At 52.6% G+C, this 19,949-nt stretch carries 15 protein-coding genes; 14 read left to right on the plus strand and 1 reads right to left on the minus strand.

Features of this window, described 5'->3' with window-relative positions; genetic code table 11:
* The first annotated feature begins 6 nt into the window (after window positions 1–6).
* The 14 genes from MIH18_RS00115 to MIH18_RS00180 are packed head-to-tail and all read left to right on the plus strand — an operon-like array spanning window position 7 to window position 18,378.
* Window positions 7–645 carry an XrtA/PEP-CTERM system exopolysaccharide export protein gene (locus MIH18_RS00115; protein WP_249013537.1) on the plus strand — a complete coding sequence of 213 codons (639 nt, stop codon included), beginning with the start codon at window positions 7–9 and terminating at the stop codon, window positions 643–645.
* Window positions 645–2,216: an XrtA system polysaccharide chain length determinant gene (locus tag MIH18_RS00120; RefSeq protein WP_249013538.1), complete on the plus strand. Its 1,572-nt coding sequence runs from the start codon at window positions 645–647 to the stop codon at window positions 2,214–2,216. Before MIH18_RS00115 ends, MIH18_RS00120 begins: the two co-directional genes overlap by 1 nt.
* The gene (locus MIH18_RS00125; RefSeq protein ID WP_249013539.1) at window positions 2,216–3,088 is read left to right on the plus strand and encodes a polysaccharide biosynthesis protein; all 873 of its coding nucleotides are present in this window, start codon (window positions 2,216–2,218) and stop codon (window positions 3,086–3,088) included. The genes MIH18_RS00120 and MIH18_RS00125 overlap by 1 nt, the downstream gene beginning before the upstream one ends.
* Before the next feature lie 3 nt (window positions 3,089–3,091).
* A complete protein-coding gene (locus MIH18_RS00130; RefSeq protein WP_249013540.1) occupies window positions 3,092–4,450 on the plus strand; it encodes a hypothetical protein in 1,359 nt (452 codons plus the stop codon).
* 39 nt (window positions 4,451–4,489) lie between these two features.
* Window positions 4,490–5,488, plus strand: a complete 999-nt coding sequence (locus MIH18_RS00135; RefSeq protein WP_249013541.1) for a polysaccharide deacetylase family protein — start codon at window positions 4,490–4,492, stop codon at window positions 5,486–5,488.
* On the plus strand, window positions 5,485–7,311 hold the full coding sequence (locus MIH18_RS00140; protein WP_249013542.1) for a carbamoyltransferase C-terminal domain-containing protein: 1,827 nt from the start codon (window positions 5,485–5,487) through the stop codon (window positions 7,309–7,311). The genes MIH18_RS00135 and MIH18_RS00140 overlap by 4 nt, the downstream gene beginning before the upstream one ends.
* A 22-nt stretch (window positions 7,312–7,333) precedes the next feature.
* The gene (locus MIH18_RS00145; RefSeq protein WP_249013543.1) at window positions 7,334–8,458 is read left to right on the plus strand and encodes a GNAT family N-acetyltransferase; all 1,125 of its coding nucleotides are present in this window, start codon (window positions 7,334–7,336) and stop codon (window positions 8,456–8,458) included.
* Window positions 8,448–9,536 (plus strand): GNAT family N-acetyltransferase, encoded by a 1,089-nt coding sequence (locus MIH18_RS00150; protein ID WP_249013544.1) that lies wholly within the window; start codon window positions 8,448–8,450, stop codon window positions 9,534–9,536. Before MIH18_RS00145 ends, MIH18_RS00150 begins: the two co-directional genes overlap by 11 nt.
* Complete coding sequence (locus MIH18_RS00155; protein ID WP_249013545.1) at window positions 9,533–11,893, plus strand: glycosyltransferase; 2,361 nt, start codon at window positions 9,533–9,535, stop codon at window positions 11,891–11,893. Before MIH18_RS00150 ends, MIH18_RS00155 begins: the two co-directional genes overlap by 4 nt.
* Window positions 11,893–13,788 carry an asparagine synthase (glutamine-hydrolyzing) gene (gene asnB / locus MIH18_RS00160; protein WP_249013546.1) on the plus strand — a complete coding sequence of 632 codons (1,896 nt, stop codon included), beginning with the start codon at window positions 11,893–11,895 and terminating at the stop codon, window positions 13,786–13,788. Before MIH18_RS00155 ends, asnB begins: the two co-directional genes overlap by 1 nt.
* Entirely contained in the window at window positions 13,785–14,930 is a 1,146-nt protein-coding gene (locus MIH18_RS00165) for a glycosyltransferase (protein ID WP_249013547.1), read from the plus strand. Before asnB ends, MIH18_RS00165 begins: the two co-directional genes overlap by 4 nt.
* Window positions 14,931–14,967: 37 nt before the next feature.
* Entirely contained in the window at window positions 14,968–16,287 is a 1,320-nt protein-coding gene (locus MIH18_RS00170) for an O-antigen ligase family protein (RefSeq protein ID WP_249013548.1), read from the plus strand.
* A 52-nt stretch (window positions 16,288–16,339) separates the two neighbouring features.
* A complete protein-coding gene (locus MIH18_RS00175) occupies window positions 16,340–17,485 on the plus strand; it encodes a glycosyltransferase family 4 protein (RefSeq protein WP_249013549.1) in 1,146 nt (381 codons plus the stop codon).
* Entirely contained in the window at window positions 17,482–18,378 is an 897-nt protein-coding gene (locus tag MIH18_RS00180; RefSeq protein ID WP_249013550.1) for a hypothetical protein, read from the plus strand. Before MIH18_RS00175 ends, MIH18_RS00180 begins: the two co-directional genes overlap by 4 nt.
* 18 nt (window positions 18,379–18,396) lie before the next feature.
* On the opposite strand, the gene MIH18_RS00185 is transcribed toward MIH18_RS00180, so the two are convergent.
* A complete protein-coding gene (locus tag MIH18_RS00185; RefSeq protein ID WP_249013551.1) occupies window positions 18,397–19,884 on the minus strand; it encodes an oligosaccharide flippase family protein in 1,488 nt (495 codons plus the stop codon).
* Window positions 19,885–19,949 lie beyond the last annotated feature (65 nt).

The raw sequence follows: 19,949 nt of genomic DNA on the forward strand, positions 1-19,949 counted from the left end.
AAAATTATGGGCAGGTTTAAAGCGATTGCAGCAGTATGTACGGCATTGTTCACACTCGTGTTGGCGGGTTGCTCCGGCCTGCCATCTTCCGCACAAATGCCTCCGTCTTCCGAAATGGACGTCGAAGCCTATGAAATCGGCGTGGGTGACACCATCGCGGTGCACGTGTGGCGCAACCCGGAACTGAACCAATCCATTGTGGTGCGCCCAGACGGCTTCATCTCTATGCCCCTGATGGGCGATGTGAAAGCCGATGGCAAGCGCCCTGAAGAACTGGCCACCGAAGTGGGCACCGCCCTGAGTGAGTTCATTCGCACCCCCGAAGTCTCCGTTATGGTTACCTCCCCGGCCAGCAAAGAATTTCGCAACCGCCTGCGCATTACCGGCCAGGTAGCGTCGCCGCAATCTGTTGCCTTTCAGCCAGGCATGACCGTGCTGGATTTGGTACTCATCGCCGGTGGCGTGACGGATTTTGCCGCCGACGGCCGCGCCGTATTACACCGCCAGGTTGACGGCGAATATAAAAGTTACGGCCTGGATCTGGGCGCTATCCTTACCGAAGGCGACATGCAAACCAACCACACCTTGCAGGCCGGTGACGTCATCAGCGTGCCCCGCAAACAGTTGTTCCGAGGCGAGCTCTGATGGATCTACAGTTCATCATCGACACCCTGCGTGCGGTAAAGCTTGAGCTTTATCGCCACAGGTTGGCGGCGGTTGTTATCTTTATGTTGGTAACAGCCGGTGTTTTAACAATGGGGTACGTTACGCCCAAAAGCTATACATCCCAGGCGGTGTTATACGCCGACCAGTCCAACATTCTTGAGCCACTACTGCGCGGCCAGGCGGAAGTCACCCAGCTTGACCGCATTAACGAAGCCCGTGAAATGATTCAAAGCCGGTCATTTCTGGAGCAAGTCGCTCTGGACACCGGAATGATCAACGGCGGCGAAGCCGATGCAACGCGCAACGGCATCATCAGCGAATTGCGCAAACAGATTCAATTGCGGGTGTCTAACCGCAGTTTCCTGGAACTGACCTACACCAGCCGCAATCCAGACAGCTCATTTCAGGTACTCAGCGCGGCCTTAAGCCGGTTTGTTGAGCGCTCAGTGCGTAAAAAACGATCTGAAAGCCAGGGCGCGTTTGAGTTTATTGACTCTCAGGTAAAAACCTACCAGCGCCAGCTAGAAGACGCCGAAGAGCGACTTAAAGAATTCAAAAGTGGCAACCAAGACGGCAACGAAAGCAGCGCCATGGCGCGCATCGAAAGCCTGCGCCGCGAAATTGAAAATCTGAAGTTGGAACTGCAGCAATCCGAGGCCGAAGTACGCTTAACTCGCGAACAGCTGTCCCGGGAACAGCCGGTACGCCGCATTACCTTAGACCCCGGCAAATCTGCCGCAGAGCGCCGGCTGTCGTCTATGCGGTTGGAACTAGATTCGCTGCTGCTGCGCTATCAGGAACGCCATCCAGACGTAATCAGCACCCAGGCTCAGATTGCCGACCTGGAAAGCCAGGTGTCGGGCCAGAGTGATTCCTCCCGTGAGGGCGGGGTAACCGAAGTGATGGAAAACCCGGTCTACGAGAACCTGAAAATTCAGCTCTCGGATGGCACCACTCGCTTAGCGGTACAAACCAATCGGCTGGCATCGCTTGAACGACTTTTAGAAGAAGCCTTTGAACGCTCCCAGCGCGTCGCCGAAAACCAGGCCCAGTTCTCTGAGCTCACCCGCGATTACGACGTTACCCGCGGCGTGTACGAAGACATGCTGCAGCGCAGGGAAAAAGCACGTTTGTCTATGACGCTAGACGTGCAAGGCGAGGGCGTAAGCTACAAAATTCAGGAGCCGGCGACTTACCCCACCACTTGGGATGGGCTACAACTTTATCAGGTTGGCTTGGCTGGCCCGTTTTTGGGCAGCACCATGGTGTTAGGCCTGTTGGTTATGCTGGTGATGTTTGACCAGCGCCTGCGCTCGCCGCGAGCTTTGCAACTGTCATTACCCGCAGGCCTTCCGGTGCTGACCAGCATTCCGCATTACCGTAGTACCTGGAAAGACCGCCTGTTACGCAAAGATGTCATGGCCATACTGTTTATTTTGGCCGTGTTCATGGCGGTCTACCTCGGCGTGTTGCTGTTCAGCGTAATGGGAATAACCCCGGAACAATTGATCAATAAAGCCCGCGAGTTAACCGGGTTCGGGGGCCGTTAATGGACGACAACAAACTCTACAACGCGTTGCTGAAAAATCAGAAAGAACGCCAAAGCGCCCATTCAGAAGGCGAAGCGAGTTCTGAAGACAACTTCCGCAAAGAACGGCCCTTTGCCGGTGTCGAAGCGCCACGTCGACAACTGGGTGCGGCACAAGGTGCAGATTCAGAGCGCCCGCCAACGGTCTATGACTCTGCCGTTTCGCTGGAACTGATCGGAAACCCGAATCCCTGGAGCCGGGAGCAGTTGCGGGAAAAGAAAATCATCTATCCCGGCATGCCAGACAAAGAGGTGATGGACGCCTACCGCGAACTGCGAATTCAGCTGCGCAGCCGCCACGGCGAGGGCAATTTTGCGGTTATGTTCAGCTCATTGGGGCAGGGCCGCAGTTCCGTCGCCACCGCCTACAACCTGGCGGCGGCCTTTGCGTTGGACTCACACACGTCTGCGCTGCTGGTAGATTGCGATCCATACAATCACAGTCTGCAGAACCTGGTGTCGGCAACCCTCGGAGCCGGCGCGACTGACTTCGTCGCCGACCGTTCTTTGAACATAAAAGACATCCTGTACGCCAGCGGCGTAGCCCGTTTAAGCGTGATTCCGGCGGGCACCCAGGCGTCTTCGGCGGTAGAGCTGTTTTCAGCGGTGCGCATGCGCGAGCTAATCAGCGAATTGAAAAATCGTTATCCGGACCGCTGTATCGTGATCAACGCGCCGGCGTTCCGGGATAACACCGAAGCCCGCATACTCGAACGCTTTGCTGACCAAGTGGTCATGGGTGTGCCCTTTGGCGAAGTAACAGGCGACGAAATCGCAGAAGCGGTTAGTCTGTTGGAAACGGACAAATTTGCCGGGCTGGTTTTTCAGGAGTAACACATGGAACGCAGAGCAGGGAAACGATTTGGCCGCTCATCGGCTGCATTAATCGCGGTATGTGGTTTACCATTGCCACTAGCGGCACAGGTGGCTGACGGCAGCACACTGCAATCCGTTGCTGGTTCCGCTTCCGTCTTTACGGCAGCCACCCACACCCGAACCGACAGTGTCGGCGGCACAGACACCCGCACGGAACCCAGCGTGGGTGTATCTGGTCGTATTGGTGGCGCGCTTGCCAGCGGCGCAAACTCGCTAGCATTGCAATACGGTGGCACCCTGGAAACCAGGCGCGACACCTCCGTTGGCGACCAAACGGACACCAGCTCCATTTCAGGCGCGGCCAGCTACGCCTATTTCGACCCGGCTCAGCCTTTGGATTTTAACCTGGGCCACACCGTCAGCTCGGTGCGCAACAACACCGGCTTTGTGGTCAACCCGTCCAGTTACGAAACCCGAAACACCTTAAGCGCCGGGGCAGGCTTACGCTTTAATGCCGGCAGCCTTTCTACCTTGCGCCTGTTCAGCCAGGCCGGCCAAAGTTTTGGTGGCGGTGACCTCAGCAATGAAAACTCCTTAACGGCAGGCGCCGAGCTAACCCGCAGGCTTAGCGAGCGCTCCAGTGCCAGCCTTAACGCCAACCGTAGCTGGTCTGATGGGAGCAGCGTTGACCAAACAATCGACAGCGCCCAGCTGGTGTACCGGCGCGATCTGGAAAACGGCTCGTTCAGCATCGGTGGCGGTCAAAGTTGGGCAACAACCGAGTATTCAGACAATACCGAAACCGACAGCGATGCATTAACCGGGTTCGTGGACCGCAGCTGGGTGGCCGACCAATACCGCACCTCGGTTCAGTACAACCGAAGGCTGTCCGACAGCGCCACAGATCTGTCGCTGAATTTACCGCCCGAATTCGGTTTTTTACCGGAAACAGTCGAGCTGCGAGATTTGGTGGTTAGCGATTCCGTATCGATATTCCACAGCACCGATCTGCTGTGCAACGCCTGCACACTCAGCGTGGCCGCAGAAGCCGCCTTGCTGAAATCTCAAATCAGCGGCGACAAAACCCACGAATACCGCTCCAGCGTCAGCTTGGGTGTGCAGCTAACCGATCTGCAGCGCATTACCTTTGGCTACAGCTGGCAGGGCGATGCAGAAGACCAGGCCGGTACCATTGTTGATCAGATACACCGGTTTGATACCCGCTGGTCACGGCAACTGGCAGAAAACACCGAATTCGCGGTGGCGTTTAACCAGTCTTACCTGCGCAGCGACTTGGGTAGCGGAACGGTCAGCAACGATCGCGATCAATACGTTATCCGCTTAGAACTAACCCACGGTTTTGCGTTAAACGGCCGCTAAGCGGCAGGGTTAATAACACAGGGATTCAAGGACGCACCTATGTTTTCACAGCGCCAGGCCATCAACCTGCCCTACGAATTGCCACCGCAATTAATCGTAGTGATCGACACCGAAGAAGAATTTGACTGGAGCGCCGAGCCAAACGCCCAGGCAAATCAGGTGTCGGCCATGGCGCATATCGACCGGGTACAGAGTATTTTCAACGAATACGGCATTTGCCCGTGTTACGTCATCGACTACCCAGTGGCCAGCCAACCCCACGGCTACGGCCTGTTGAAGCAGTTTGCCTCAGACGGCCAGTGCGAAATCGGCGCCCATTTGCACCCCTGGGTAAATCCGCCGCAAACCGAAGTGGTCAACCGCGCCAACAGCTACCCGGGCAACCTGCCTGAAGATCTGGAGCGGCAGAAACTCAAAATTCTTCAGCAAACCATCGCGGACAATTTCGGCGCTAAACCCACCACCTACAAAGCCGGGCGTTACGGCTTTGGGCCAAACACCACGGGTATACTTCAGGAACTGGGTTTCAACATCGATTTGTCGGTGTGCCCGCCCTTGGATTCCCGGGCAGACGGCGGCCCGGATTACCGGCGATTCAATGCCCACCCGTTCTGGTTTGGAGCCGACAGCGGCGAGCGCATTTTGGAAATCCCGTGCAGCGGCGGATTCATAGGTTGGGCTAACGCCCTTGCTATTCCGCTTTACCAATCTGCGCTGGCGCTGAAAAAGTTCAGAGCCCCCGGCATTCTGTCGCGCCTGGGCGCGGTTGACCGGTTAATGCTGTCACCAGAAGGCTTCGCCCCGGCAGAACACATAAAACTCACCCGTGCCCTGTACAAACAGGGTGCGCGCACCTTTACCTGGAGCTTTCACAGCCCCAGCGTGGTGCCCGGGCACACATCTTACGTTCAGAGCGAAGCGCAGCTGCGTTTATTTCTGGACAGTTTTCGACAGTATTTTGATTTTTTCTTTAATGAATTAGGCGGCCAGGCGTCATCACCTGCCCGCATTCGAACGCTTATGGAGAGAATGGCATGAAGGTGCTTGGCATATCACCGCTAGATAAAGACTCAACGGTATCCATCGTTGAAGATGGCAACATCCTGTTTGCCGCCGGCGAAGAACGGTTTACCCGGGTTAAACAGCAATCCGGATTTCCGCGCCTGGCCCTGGAAAAAGCACTTGCCTACACCGGCCTGTCCATGTCAGATTTTGACCAGGTTTGCTACCCGTTCCTGACCGCAGAAAACGAACAAAAACTGTTTTCCAAAAACATGGAAGACGAAAAAGAATTTATAAAGTCGTTTGAACCCACAGACCTGGGCCCGCAAATCAAAGAAGCGCTCAGCCGCGTACCAGACCGCAGTGAAGCCATTCACGGGCTAACCCACCCTAACGCCATGATGGAAAAGAGTTTTCTATACAACTCTTATTACTCCATGACAGGTGCCACAAAAATAGCATCCAACACCATGGCGCTAAAAGCCTCGCGGCAGTGGGGCGAAAACGCAAAAGAGTCCTTCCAGCATTGGCAAACCGAACTGACCGATGGTCTGGCCTCGGTAGGCTGGAGTGGCCCCATCAAACGCATGGACCACCACCTGTCCCACGCTGCCAACAGCTTTCTGTGCAGCGGTTTCGATCGTGCCCTGTGCGTTACCCTGGACGGCTACGGTACCGGCCTGGCCGGTTCCATCAGTGAAGGCCGCGACGGCAAAATCCATCGTTTGCACGGCCTGCCGTTCCCGAACTCCCTGGGCACCCTGTACGAACACGTTACCTCCAGCCTTGGCTTCAAACCCAGCCGCCATGAAGGCAAAATCGTTGGTTTGGCGTCCTACGGCGACCCGTCCATCCTGGGCGACATCCTGCTTTCACGCATTCAGCAAACGCCGGGTGATTTCCGTATTTACGAAGCCAGTAACGTGTTTTTCTCTCGTTACCTGGCGTCCAAGTTTCCAAAAATCGACGTGGCCGCGGCCTATCAGTACGTTCTGGAAAAAGTAGCCACCGATTACATTCGCCACTGGGTCAAAAAAACCGGCATAGACACCATTGTGTTGTCCGGCGGCGTTACCGCCAATGTGAAGCTAAACCAGCGCATCTTTGAAATCGAAGGCGTAAACCACATCTTCGTTTACCCCAACATGGGCGACGGCGGCTGCGGCACCGGCGCGGCGCTCTATCACAGCTGGCAGGGCGGGGCGAAGCCGTCCATTGATAACAGTTACATGGGGCCGGATTACTCCGAATCCGAAATGGAACAGGCCCTGAAAGCCGAAGGCCTGGAATACCAGCGCCCGGAGCACCTGGCCAAAGAAGTGGCCGAGCTGATCCACAACGGCAACGTAGTCGCGCGTTTTGATGGCCGCATGGAATACGGCCCCCGTGCCTTGGGCAATCGCACCATCATGTACCACGCCCGCGAGCCGGAAGTGAACCAATGGCTGAACAAACGCCTGGGCCGCACAGAATTCATGCCGTTCGCCCCGGTGACCTTGTACGAGGCCCGCGAGAAGTGCTACCACAACATCAAAGGCGCCGAACACGCCGCCGAATTCATGACCATCACTTTTGACTGCACCGAGTTCATGAAAGAAAACTGCCCGGCCGCCGTGCACGTCGACAACACCGCCAGACCCCAGCTGATTCAGCGCCACGTGAATCCCGGCTATTACGACATTTTGAAAGAATACGAAAAAATCAGCGGCATCCCAAGCCTGATCAACACCAGCTTTAACATGCACGAAGAGCCCATCGTAAGCTCGCCGGAAGACGGCGTTCGTGCATTTTTGCAGGGAGCACTGGACTACTTGGCCATTGGGCCATTCTTGGTGGAACACCCGAATCCGCAGCATTAAACAGGTGTCAGGAAGCAATGCCATGGCCAAGGCCAACTTATCAGTGACATTGCAGCCAGCCTCCGCCTACCCAGGTTTGAAGGCTGACTGGCAAGATCTGGAACACCGCGCCGAACCCACGGTGTTTTTGTCGTGGCAGTGGCTGGGGCATTGGCTGGCGACTTACAAGCCTGCAGCACGGGTGTTAAAAGTAACCGAGGGCGAGCGCATTATCGGCTTGGGCCTGCTGGTTGAAACCAGCGAACGCCGCCATGGCGTGCTGAAAAGCCATTGCCTGCGCTTGCACCAAACTGGGCAGCGCCTGCAAGACCAGATTTGGATTGAATACAACGGTTTTCTGTCTGAAAAAGGCGAGGAAGACCGGGTGGCTGCTGCGTCTTTAAAGTACATCTGTGAAGAATTGCCAGAATGGGACGAATTCATTGTCGGTGCCATCGACAGTAAAGACGCCGACCGCTACGCCCAGCTAACCGGGTTGCACAAACACATCCGCTGGGAAGCGCCCTGTTTCGGCGTAAATCTGGACGAACTGCGGCGCGGTGGCGTGCATTACCTGGATACCCTGTCACGCAACACCCGTTACCAGATAAGCCGCTGCGAACGCTTATACCAGCAGCGGGGGAAGGTGCAGTTGCAGCGGCCAGATTCGGTCGAAGGCGCTTTGGCATTATTTGATCGCATAGGCCCGCGGCATCTGCAGCGCTGGGGCAGTGGTGCCGACCAGAGTGGCTTTGCCAACCCGGATTTTTTGCACTTTCATCGTGAGCTGATTCGAACCCAATGGGCAGATGGCGGTATAGACCTGGTATCGCTGATGGCCGGCGACCAGGAAATCGCCAGCTTCTATAACCTGTTGCACAAAGGCGTTATCTATTTCTACTTGGGCGGCATGGAAACTGAAACCGACAACCGGCTGAAACCCGGGCTTCTGGGTCACACCTTGTGCATTGAAGACTACCGCCACCACGGCTTTCACTATTACGACTTTATGGGTGGCGAAGAACGCTACAAAGCCAACCTGGGCCAGTTGCACCGGCAGCTCACTCAGGTGTCACTGCAGCGTGGCCGCTTTAAACTGAAACTGGAAGACGCCGCCCGGCGCACCAAACAGCTTTGGCTGAAGGAAACAGCCCCTAATGAACGCTGAACTGCAGGTACGTGCCTCACGGTTGTCGGCTTTCCCGTTGAAAGACTACAACGATTACATCGCCAGCCAACCAAACGCCACGCCTTACCATTACAGCGGCTGGTTAACGGCGGTTAAAAAAGCCTACGGCCACGCTGCCTGGGTGGTAACCGCCCATCAAAACGGCAAGCTTTGCGGAGCCTTGCCGCTGGTGGAAGTGAAACGACCCTTTCGGCCAAGCACCTTGGTGTCACTGCCATTCTGCGATCTTGGTGGGCTGTTGGCCGACAGCCCGCACATTGCCAACGAAATTCGATTCGCCGCGCAGAATCTCGCCGCCAGTCTCGGCGGTGCAGCTCTGGAAATTCGCGAAGGCGGGCCAGAACTGCTGCCGGAAGAATGCACCGAGCTTGCCGGCGACACCAAAGTGCGCATGCTGTGCGAATTGCCGGCCTGCAGTGAAACCCTGATGAAAAGCTACAAGCCCAAACTGCGCAGCCAGATCCGCAAAGCCGAAAAAAATGGCTTAACCGCAGAAGTACGCCAAGGCGACGCCGCCATCACATTATTTTATGCGGTGTTTTCACGTAATATGCTGCGCCTGGGCTCACCGGTACACAGCCTGAGCTGGTTCAAAGAACTGGGCAGGGCCTACGGCGACAAAATGTTGGTAGGCCTGGTGTTCAAAGGTAACGAGCCGGTAGGTGGCGGCATAGTGCTGGTGCAGGGCAAGCAGGCGTGCATTCCCTGGGCGTCTACCCTTGAAGAACACAACAAGCTGGCACCGAACATGCTGTTGTACTGGACCCTGCTGGCCAAAGTGAATGATCTAGGCTGCACCCAGTTTGATTTTGGCCGCTCCACATTGGGCGAGGGCACATTCCGTTTTAAAAAACAGTGGGGTGCAGTACCCCACCATTTGATTTGGCGCAACGACAGCCAGACGAACGAAGGCGCGGTGTCAGGCTCAATTTCAAGTTCTAGTTTAAGCAAAGCTGTCAGTCGTTTGCGCCCGCTAATCGAACGCATCTGGCAGCGTTTTCCTTTGCCCGTCGCCAACTGGATTGGCCCTAAATTACGGCGTTATATCACCCTATGAGCGTTATTCTGTTTATTACCGTTGTGTGTTTGCTGGTGCCGGTCTACGTGTATTTCGGATACCCCGCTATTTTGTGGCTGCTTACCCGCAATATTCAGCCAAAGCCAGCCCCGGTAAACGTCGGCACTGAAGATGGCAGCATCCCAACCGTAACCCTGGTCATTTCCTGTTACAACGAAGCCGCAGTAATAGAAGAAAAACTCAACAACGCCACAGCACTGGACTACCCCACCGACAAGTTGAACATCGTTGTCGTGTCCGACGGCTCCGATGACGGCACCGACGAAAAAGTAAAAGCCCTTGGCAACCCTCGCATCAAACTGATCCGCCAAGCGGGCCGATTGGGAAAAACCATGGGCATCAACCTGGCCATGGAACAGATACGCACCCAAATCACCGTGTTCAGCGACGCCAACGCCATGTACGCCCCCGACGCCATCAGTCGCCTGGCAGAGAATTTTGACGACCCAAAGGTTGGCTACGCCGTAGGCGCTGCGCTCTACACAGACGCAGACAGCGGCGCCAGCGCCAATAATGAAAACCTCTATTGGCGTTACGAGCTGGCCATCAAAGAAATGGAATCGCAGTTGCACTCCGTAGTAGGCGGCGACGGCGCCATCTACGCCATTCGCACTGAGCTCTGGGAGCCTTTGCAGCCGCAAGACATCAATGATTTTGTGAACCCGCTACAAATCATTGCCAAAGGTTATCGCGGAGTGTTTGATCCAAAAGCCCGCTGTTTTGAAGAAACTGCCGGTGATTTTAGCCGTGAAATCGCCCGCAAAGAACGCATAGTCAACCGCAGCATTCGTGGGCTGATGCGAGTGCGCAGCGTGATGAATCCTAAAAAAGTCGGTACTTTTGCGTTTGAGGTTATTTCCCACAAACTGCTGCGCTGGTTGATTCCGCTGTTTCTGGCGGTCGGCGTTTTGGGGAGCGTTATACTTGCTTTGGCGGGCTACGGACTGTTTCAACTGGTCACCTTGGGCAGCCTAATACTGCTGGCGTTGGCACTCAAAGGACACCTAACAACCGACAAGAACAGCCTGCCAGCCTGGGTATCCACGCCCTACTATTTCGTGATGGTGAATGGCTATGCAGTACGGGGCATTGTGAAGGCCATGCAGGGCCAAACACAGGTAACCTGGAACAGCGCCAGAAGCACCGAAGAAACGAATTCCCGGAGTGACGAATCAGTGAACAGTTTGCGAATACTTCAGTTCATAACCCCGGCCGGCTTTTATGGCGCAGAGCGTTGGGTTCTGGCCATGGCCAACAACATCAACCGCGATGGCGTTATCTGCGATTTGGCGGTAACCCGGGAATCGCCAGACCAAGACCTTTCGGTAGCCGAGTACTATCCCCAAGACGATGAACAGCAAGTGCATTACCTGGATATGCACGGGCGTTTCGATTTCCGAGTGGTTAGCAAATTGTGCGAGGTTATCCGTAACCGCCAGATAGACGTAATTCATACCCACGGCTACAAATCAGACATCCTGGGCCTGCTGGCTGCGAAAAAATCAGGCATTGCCTGCGTCAGCACCCCGCACGGCTTCTCTGGTGATGTTGGGTTCAAGCTGGCAACGTTTATCCGCATAGGCACGCACATGCTGCGTTACTTTGACCGTGTTGTTCCTCTTTCCGAAGAACTGATGGACGACATGAAACGGTTTAAAGTGCCTGAATCTAAAACCTTGTTTATTAGAAACGGTGTCGACCTTACTGAAATTGATGCGGCTTTGGCGAGCCTGCCCGAAGACAAAGAAACCAACAAAGATTCCCGAATCATCGGCTTTATTGGTCAGATGATTCCCCGAAAAGGCATACCAGACCTTATAAGCGTGTTTGATCAGCTTCATCAACAGGCGCCCGATCTTCGGTTGCAACTTCTTGGCGACGGCAGCCAAAGAAAGGAGTTGGAACTTCAGGCTTCCGAACTTAATAGTGTGAATGCCATTGAGTTCCTCGGTTTTCGCAGCGACCGGCTAGAATTGCTTTCAAACTTTAGCCTGTTTGTGATGACTTCTTCACTGGAAGGTATACCCAGGTGCATGATGGAGGCCATGGCCGTAGGTGTTCCGGTGGTAGCTTACGACATTCCCGGTGTAGACCAGCTTGTAGAGCATGGCAAAACAGGATTGCTTGCGCCCTTTGGCGACAAAGCCGCGCTGGAAGCCCTCTGCAAGCAGGTTCTGAACGATCCCGAACTGGCTCAAACACTCAGCTATAACGCCCGCGAAATGGTACACGAGCGCTATTCCGCGGCCCGCATGGCAAACGAGTACGAAGCGTTGTTCCGTACACTAACCGGCAAAGAAAAAACTGACGCTACAGAACAAGGGGAGGTCAGTTAATGTGCGGATTGGCGGGTTTTCTGCGCACCACCTCCACCCCCGGTCGCGAAGCTCATCAGAGCTGGCTTGAGAACATGGGGCAGGCCATTATCCACCGCGGGCCCGATGCCGGTTCAACCTGGCTTGATGACTCAGTGGGCTTTGTTCACCGCAGGTTGAGCATTCTTGACCTCAGTGATGCCGGCACCCAGCCAATGGTGTCTGCATCAGAACGCTATGTGATTGCCTACAACGGCGAGATCTACAACTTCCAGCAATTGCGCGATGAACTCATCAGTCAGGGCTGCAGCTTCCGCACGCGAACCGACACAGAGGTTTTGCTCGCGCTTTATGAAATCTATGGCCCCGAATGCCTGCACCAACTCAACGGCATGTTCGCGCTGGCAATATGGGATCGCACCGCTAAAAAACTGTTCCTGGCGCGCGATCGCCTTGGCAAAAAACCGCTGTACTTTTATGAAGCGGATGGCCAGTTCGCCTTTGCCTCTGAATTAAAAGCCCTAACGCCAGCTCCCTTCGTCAAAACCGAGTTGCGGCACGACGCCATAAAAGACTTTTTCTTCTATCAGTATGTGCCAGACCCGAAAACCATCTACAAAAATGTCCACAAACTGGCCCCAGGCCATTGGTTAATGACGGATGGTACCGACACAAAACAGGAACAGTATTGGGATGTTTCTTTTTCAACCTCTTCAAGCGCCAGCCTGGATGAAATACAGGACAACCTCTACAACCTGATTGATGATGCAGTTCGCCTGCGCATGATCAGCGATGTGCCCCTGGGTGCCTTTTTAAGTGGCGGTATCGATTCCAGTGCCGTGGTTGGGTTAATGGCAGGCCATACCAGTAAGCCAGTAACCACCTGTGCTATCGGCTTTGATTCAAAACGGTTTGACGAAGTGCATTGGGCCAAAAAAGTGGCCGAACAGTTCAAAACAGATCACCATGAATTCACGGTGAAAGACAACGTTGCAGACAGCCTGGTGGACATTGCCCGTTACTTTGATGAGCCTTTTGCTGACCCGTCTTTTGTACCGACGTATTTCGTATCACAGCTGGCCCGCCAAAAAGTCACTGTAGCGCTGGCTGGCGACGGCGGCGATGAGAACTTTGCCGGGTACAGCAAGTATTACACAGACCATGTGGAAAACCGGTTACGGGGAATGTTCCCCGCGGCTTTGCGCCACAACCTCTTCCCCGGACTTGCCCGCCTGGCAGGAATGGTGAACAGCGGGCCCACCAGAAAAGCTAGATCGCTTCTTGGAACATTGGCACTAGAGCCAGACGAGGCTTTTTTTGTGACTAACAGCTTCTTTCGAAAAGATGTGTGGAATGATCTTGTAACGGGCGAACTGAAACGCGAAACCCAGGGTTATGACCCGGCCGATATAACCCGCGCGCACTACAACAAAGCAGATACAGACGAGCACCTTTCCCGCATTCTGTACACCGACATCAAAACCTACCTTCCCGGAGACATTCTGGTGAAAGTAGACCGCATGAGCATGGCAAACTCATTAGAAACTCGGGCGCCGCTGCTGGATTACCGGGTGGTGGAGTACGCTGCGCAAATACCGGCAGCACTGAAACTGAACGGTAAAGAGAAGAAGTACATACTGAAAAAATCCTTTGAACGGATGCTGCCGCAAGACATACTTTATCGGAAGAAAATGGGCTTCTCGGTGCCGTTGGCGCAGTGGCTTCGCCGTGAGCTGAAGCCTATTGTTGAGCAACTTTTGTTGTCTCCAAATAGCGGTGTTGCCAATTTCTTTGAACCTGCCGGCATTCGCAACCTCTGGCAAAAACACCTGGCAGGGGATGACCAGTTCACAAAGGAGCTTTGGTCTTTATTAGCTTTTGAGCTCTGGTGGCAGCAATATCAGGTGAGCGCATGACGGGTGATATGAGCTTAGGCAGCATACGCCCAGATCAAAAGCCACCGAGGGCGCTGGCTATCTTCAACATGGAAATCGGTGGTACGGAGCAGATTGTCCAGCAGCTTGTCATGGGTATGAAGTCTGAAGGAGTAGAGTCCGAAATTCTTTGTATTGATGGCCAGATAGGATCTATTGGGGAAGCACTCCAGAAAACAGCTGTCCCGGTTCATAAATTGGCGCGAAAGCAGGGATTTGACTGGTCGCTAATGGCTGGGATCCGAAAGCGGTTAAGGGAAGGGTGGTTTGATGTGGTGCACTGCCACCAGTATACGCCTTGGTTTTACGGGTGGTTGGCAGTGCCAGGAACAGGAGCCAAGGTGATCTTTACGGAGCACGGTCGTTTTTACCCGGATAGACACCGCTATAAGGCAATGCTCCTCAACCCTCTGATGGCATTATTCACGCCTGCTGTTGTGGCTATTTCAAACGCAACTAAAAAAGCGCTTGTGAAGTATGAATTTACACCACGAAAGAATATACAATTGATTTTCAAAGGAATTTTTCCGTTGAAACGGAACGATCCAGAGGCGAAAAAGTTACGAGATAGCCTGAGAATTCCCGGCGATGCGTTTGTAGTGGGTACCGTTTCCCGCCTCGACCCCGTTAAAAATCAGGGCATGATGCTCAGAGCCTTTAAAGAATTTTCCGAAAAACGACCGGACAGCTATTTACTGATGGTTGGAGATGGCCCAGATAAAGAAAAACTGATCTCTCTGGCCAACGAACTCGGGATACGTGATCGAACCATGTTTACAGATTTTATTAACAACCCTTTACATTATTTGGCCGCTATGAATTTATTTCTGCTTTCCTCCCATACGGAAGGCACCTCCATGACCTTACTGGAGTCAATTAGATTGGGAATCCCGGCTGTAGCCGCAAATGTGGGAGGTAGCCCGGAAATTATTGCGGAGGGAGTAACTGGACTGCTGACAGAGTCAGACAATGAATCATCGTTCGCAATCGCTCTCGAAGCCCTTTGCGAGAACGAAAACCTCCGCGCGGGTATGGTAGAAGGTGCTCAAGAACAGTTCAATGAACGGTTTTTTGCCTCCGCTATGATCTGCCAGTACCGCTTAATCTATTGCGAGCCTCAATAATGCTAAAATCCCTACTCCCCAACTGTAGCTATTAGCGATGTCCAAGTTCGCACTGTTATTCCTGTTTCTTTTTGTCGGCGGAATTTTTGCTGCTGTCTTCATTACACCGGTTGCATCTTTTCTGGTTTATCAACTTGTTTACTTTGTGAATCCGGATATCAGATGGTGGGCGGCCACTATTCCTGGCATACAGTATTCATTTGTAGCAGCAATATTAATGCTTTTTATTCTCGCCATAAAGTATAAAGAGCTTTCGTTCCAGGCTCCTTGGAAACAGCAGCCGGCATTAAAATGGCTATTGGCTTTTTTAGTAATGTATATATTCATGATTAACTTTGCAGTCGTTCCTAGCGCACACAAAACGTTTACCTTTGACTTCGCAAAACTGATTGTTATTATTTTCGTAGCTTACAAACTCATCAACTCGGAAAAGGCTCTCGATGCATGCCTCTGGGCATACGTTCTGGGCGCAACGTATATTGGGTACTTGGCTTATGCAGTAGGGCGCGACTGGCAGGGGCGGGTTGAAGGCATAGGTATGGTTGATACCGGTGGCGACAGCAATATGACCGCTGCTGCCATAGCGCCCGCACTGGTAATGCTTATGTACTTTGCCTGGCTGGGTAACAAAAAAACAAAGGTTTTTGCAGTTTTTTGCGGTGCATTTATTGCAAATGGAATTGTTCTTATTAACAGTCGCGGCTCTTTTTTGGCCATTGTCGTCGGCGCCTCATTCTTTTTATTTTTTATGGTGTTCTCAAAGTATCAACGGGCCGGTCAGCGAGGAACGGCGATGCTTTTGATAATGATAGCGCTGGCAGGGGTTGTGTATATTGCCGATGACGCATTCTGGACGAGAATGGGCACTCTCACAGACGTAGAAGACGGGAGCGCCAGTGGTTCGCATAGAATTGAATTTTGGCTAGCCACTTTTGAGGTATTAAAAGATCATCCTTTAGGTGTTGGCATACTGGGATTCATTGAATTGAGCCCAAACTATCTTCCAGATCATTATTTCGATAACAGGACTACTGGGAAAGCTGTCCACTCAACGTGGTTTCAAGTTCTTGGCGAGGTAGGTTGGGTCGGGATATTGGTGTTTTTTTGTTTAATAATAAGTACCTTCAAGACATCGAAAAAAACAAAGAAAAAATTAATCGAGTTAAAGCTGTACGATTGCTATTTCAAAGTTATAGCTCTGGAAGGGGCACTGATCTCTTACCTAGTCGCGGCAAGCTTTATCAATCGCTCAAGGGCAGAGATTCTGTATTGGCTTATTTTGTTTATTTTAGTCGCGTTTAATATTTATGTTTTGAAGAATGTGGATACCAAGCCCGGTATTGTTCGTGCTAAGTGATATGCCGGTTTAATTCTATTCATCCTTGTAAGGATCCATGGAAAGTATAGCTATGAAAATTGCCATTCTTCGAACCGACGGCAGTGATGTCGACCAGCGGCAATATAACAGTCAAGAAATCGGGCTGGCCCGGGGGTTAGCGCATCAGGGACATACGGTTGACATCATTACCGCCAGAGGAGCCGCGAATAACCCATCGATCGAGGATATTGCTAGCGGGTCTGATTACAAGATCACCATCATCCGCACCGGATACCGCCGCATTCCGGTGTTGGAATATGGGGTGCTCACAGGTCTTCGGCAATTGCTGTTCCGCGGAAAGTATGATCTGGTTCATTTGAGCGAGGAGAATAACCCCGCAACCACCCTAGTGGCCTTCCATTGTCGTAGACTGCATATCCCCTACGTTATTTACCACGGTATGTATGTGGTGCCGTCCGGTAGAGCCCGAACCTGGTATGACACAGCGCATGGTTATTTGCTGGCACCGGCTATACGGCGTAACGCGCGTGCTGTGCTGGCTAAAACCACCACGGCCAGGGACTTCCTTCAGGCTCGGGGAATCAGCAACGTTCAGGTACTTCCGGTAGGGCTTGATACCACTCGGTTTGATACGCCAACAGAGGCATCGCCCCACGAAGCCATTTTGAGTGATCTTAAAGCCCGTTACCCCCGGGTTATGCTGTACATAGGCAGCCTGGAGCGGCGCCGTAACCCAATGCTGATGGTAGAAATGGCAGCCGCAATGAAGGCTGACACAGCATTGATTCTGGTGGGAGCGGGGCCCATGACTGAAACCGTTCGCCAGAGGATTAAGGCTCTGGGCCTGAATAATGTGCTCATGACAGGCGCACTTGGCCAAGAGGCATTGCCAGCCATTTACCGGAACAGCGATGTGTTCCTCTTGCCCAGCGACTACGAGATCTACGGCATGGTGCTTCTGGAAGCGCTCTATTTCGGAGTGCCTTGTGTCACAACAGCCACCGCCGGAGGCATTGATGTGATTGGGAATAACCATGCCGGAGCAGTGATAGACGGCGTGGGCTTGGACGATTGGGTGGCTGCCGTTCGCAAAACAACGTTGGCTGCCGCAAACCCTGAATATAGCGAGCGCCTGCAGGCACTGGTGCGGGAAACGTTTTCCTGGCAAAAGATCGCGCAGCGTTACATGGATTATGTTTCGGAGAACAGGGTATGACGATGTTAGGGATGCTCAAACAAATCAAGCACCGATTTTTTTCGCTGGAAGGTTTCTATGGTGCCCTTTCACATTTGAAAGGATTAAAGCGGGGGCGCCTCAATGATTTCGACAGGCCGGTTGTCGTGAGCCTTACAGCCGTTCCATGGCGGTTTGAAAAGTTACATCTTGTATTGATGAGTCTGCTTTGGCAAAAAATCCGGCCAGATCACATTGTGTTATGGCTTTCAAAATACGATCAGAATGGAACGCAGATTACGACTATCGAGGACTTGCCAAAAAACATTAGACGACTTCATCGCATGGGAGTTGAGATCGAATTTGTTGAAGACATTCGCTCTTACAGAAAATTATTACCAGCACTAGAACGATTTCCGAACGCAATTGTAGTAACTGCAGATGATGATATTTTGTATCCATCTGGTTGGCTAGAAAATCTGCTTAGAGGTCATGAACAACACACTGACGCTATCGTATGTTATCGCGGCACTCAAATTCTGCTTGATCAGAATGGTCTTGCGCCTTACAAACAATGGCCTGAATACACGAGGCGTGACGAGCCTAGCTATCTACTGTTTGCCCAAGGCGGTGAGGGTGCCCTTTATCCCCCAGGCAGTCTTCACCCTGAAGTGCAAAATCGGGAGGCATTCATGCACATCTGCCCAACGGCAGATGACGTGTGGTTTAAAGCCATGGCACTCTACAACAATGTGCCTCATGTGAAGATTACTGATAAGCACCAAGATTTTCCGAGAATTCGTGGTAGCCAAGCCGAAGGCCAGTCGCTTCACCACGTAAACAACATACTGGGTCATAATGATCATCAAGTGGCTGCAGTTTTTAGCCGTTACAACTTGGAAGCCCGGTTAAAAGAAAGTGAAGAGCAGGTGTGATGGAGCCCATCTACATTTTTACTTGTTAGATTTTGATAGCTTAGCCCTCAAATCACGCAATACGTTTTTAATTATTTTCAGGGCGAACGCGCCTTCATCGTAGCGGCTGTAAAGCGTGAACAGTGTTAACAGAAAAGCTGGAACAAGCAGGGCAAAATAGAGCGACGCCACAGGAAACACCGAAAGACTATTGACCTCTATGTTCAAAAAAATCTCGGCCTTTTCGGTCAGCCAAGCTGATAGTATTGCAAGTAGCACGGTAGGCGAAATCAGGACAGCAAGCCGAAGAGTCCGGATGCCCGTACACTGCCTAAGAAAGATGATAATGCCCAGCACAAGAATGACTGCAAAAGCTGCGCGTATTTCAATAAAGTGACCAATGGCCATGCCCCGGGATGAGTACAGGGCAATTGCAAGCGTCAGAAGCCCTATGACTTCGAAAACAAAGAGTGCCTTGACCTTACCCAGCGACGTAATGGCCTGGTTTATAACCTGTCCAAATGCGATTGTAGCGAGCACGATCGACAGAGGCGGTAGCATAGGGTAGGCGATAGCCCACTCTGACCCGAAAAAAAAGTTGATGATGTGATCGGGGAAAAACCACATAAAAACGACGATGGGCATAACCACCGACGTGATCACGAAGATCGCCTTGGAAAGCTGCTGGTTGAACTCTTGAAGGTTGTTGCGAACACGCGACAGTGATGCCAACAAAGGCTCTACTACGGGGCCGATAATATCGGTGCTGGGCAATACGGACAAGCTCTTGGTTATATAGAAAGCGCCAAGCTCAGGTGCGGAAAAGAACTTGGAGATCAGCAGCGAATCCATCTGTGACTTACTGAAGCCAACGCTTGCTCTGAATAGTATCCACTTGGAAAAGCGCCACTGGTTGCGCCAATTAGTAAGGCAAGGCCGCGGGCGAAATGTGTGGATTAAGTATGAGCCAACGCATAACACGCTGGCGGAAGTGATGTCGCCAATGATGAGCGCCCAGTAGGATTCTGTAGTAAGGGCAATGGACAAGGTAACCGTGAAGGCGCAAAATTTTTGTATGATCATGACAAAAAAGATCTTGCGATAATCCAAGTTCCGCTTTAGAAGAATCAACCCCGGGCTTTTCAATGCGTTGATAAGAAGGATCGATGAGGTGGCGTAAAGTACAGGCACAAGACGCGGATCTTCGTAGAAGTCGGCGATAAACGGAACAGCGATTACCAGCAGAATAAATATTACGGATTTGATGATTAGGTCTATCGTCCAAGCCGTTGATAAATCGGACGGGTATAGGTCATCCTTGTGGATGATATATGGTTCACTTCCGGTGGCCGCGAGCGTCTCGCAAAAATAAAGCAGCAAGGCTGCGATAGCCACTACGCTAAAGTCATTTGGCATCAAAACCCTGGCAAGAACCATGATGCTAATAAGCCCCAACGTCCGTTGGATGCTTTTAGCAAGCAGGAGAAAGGCAGAACTTTTGAGCAGCCGGTTGGCGATAGTCGGCATGGATTGTTGCTCAACGATTAAAAGAGTTGCGATAGCCGCGGCAATATCGGCAGATTGCGATCAGG

Origin of the sequence: Marinobacter sp. M3C, from assembly GCF_023311895.1 — a bacterium.
GTDB lineage: Bacteria > Pseudomonadota > Gammaproteobacteria > Pseudomonadales > Oleiphilaceae > Marinobacter.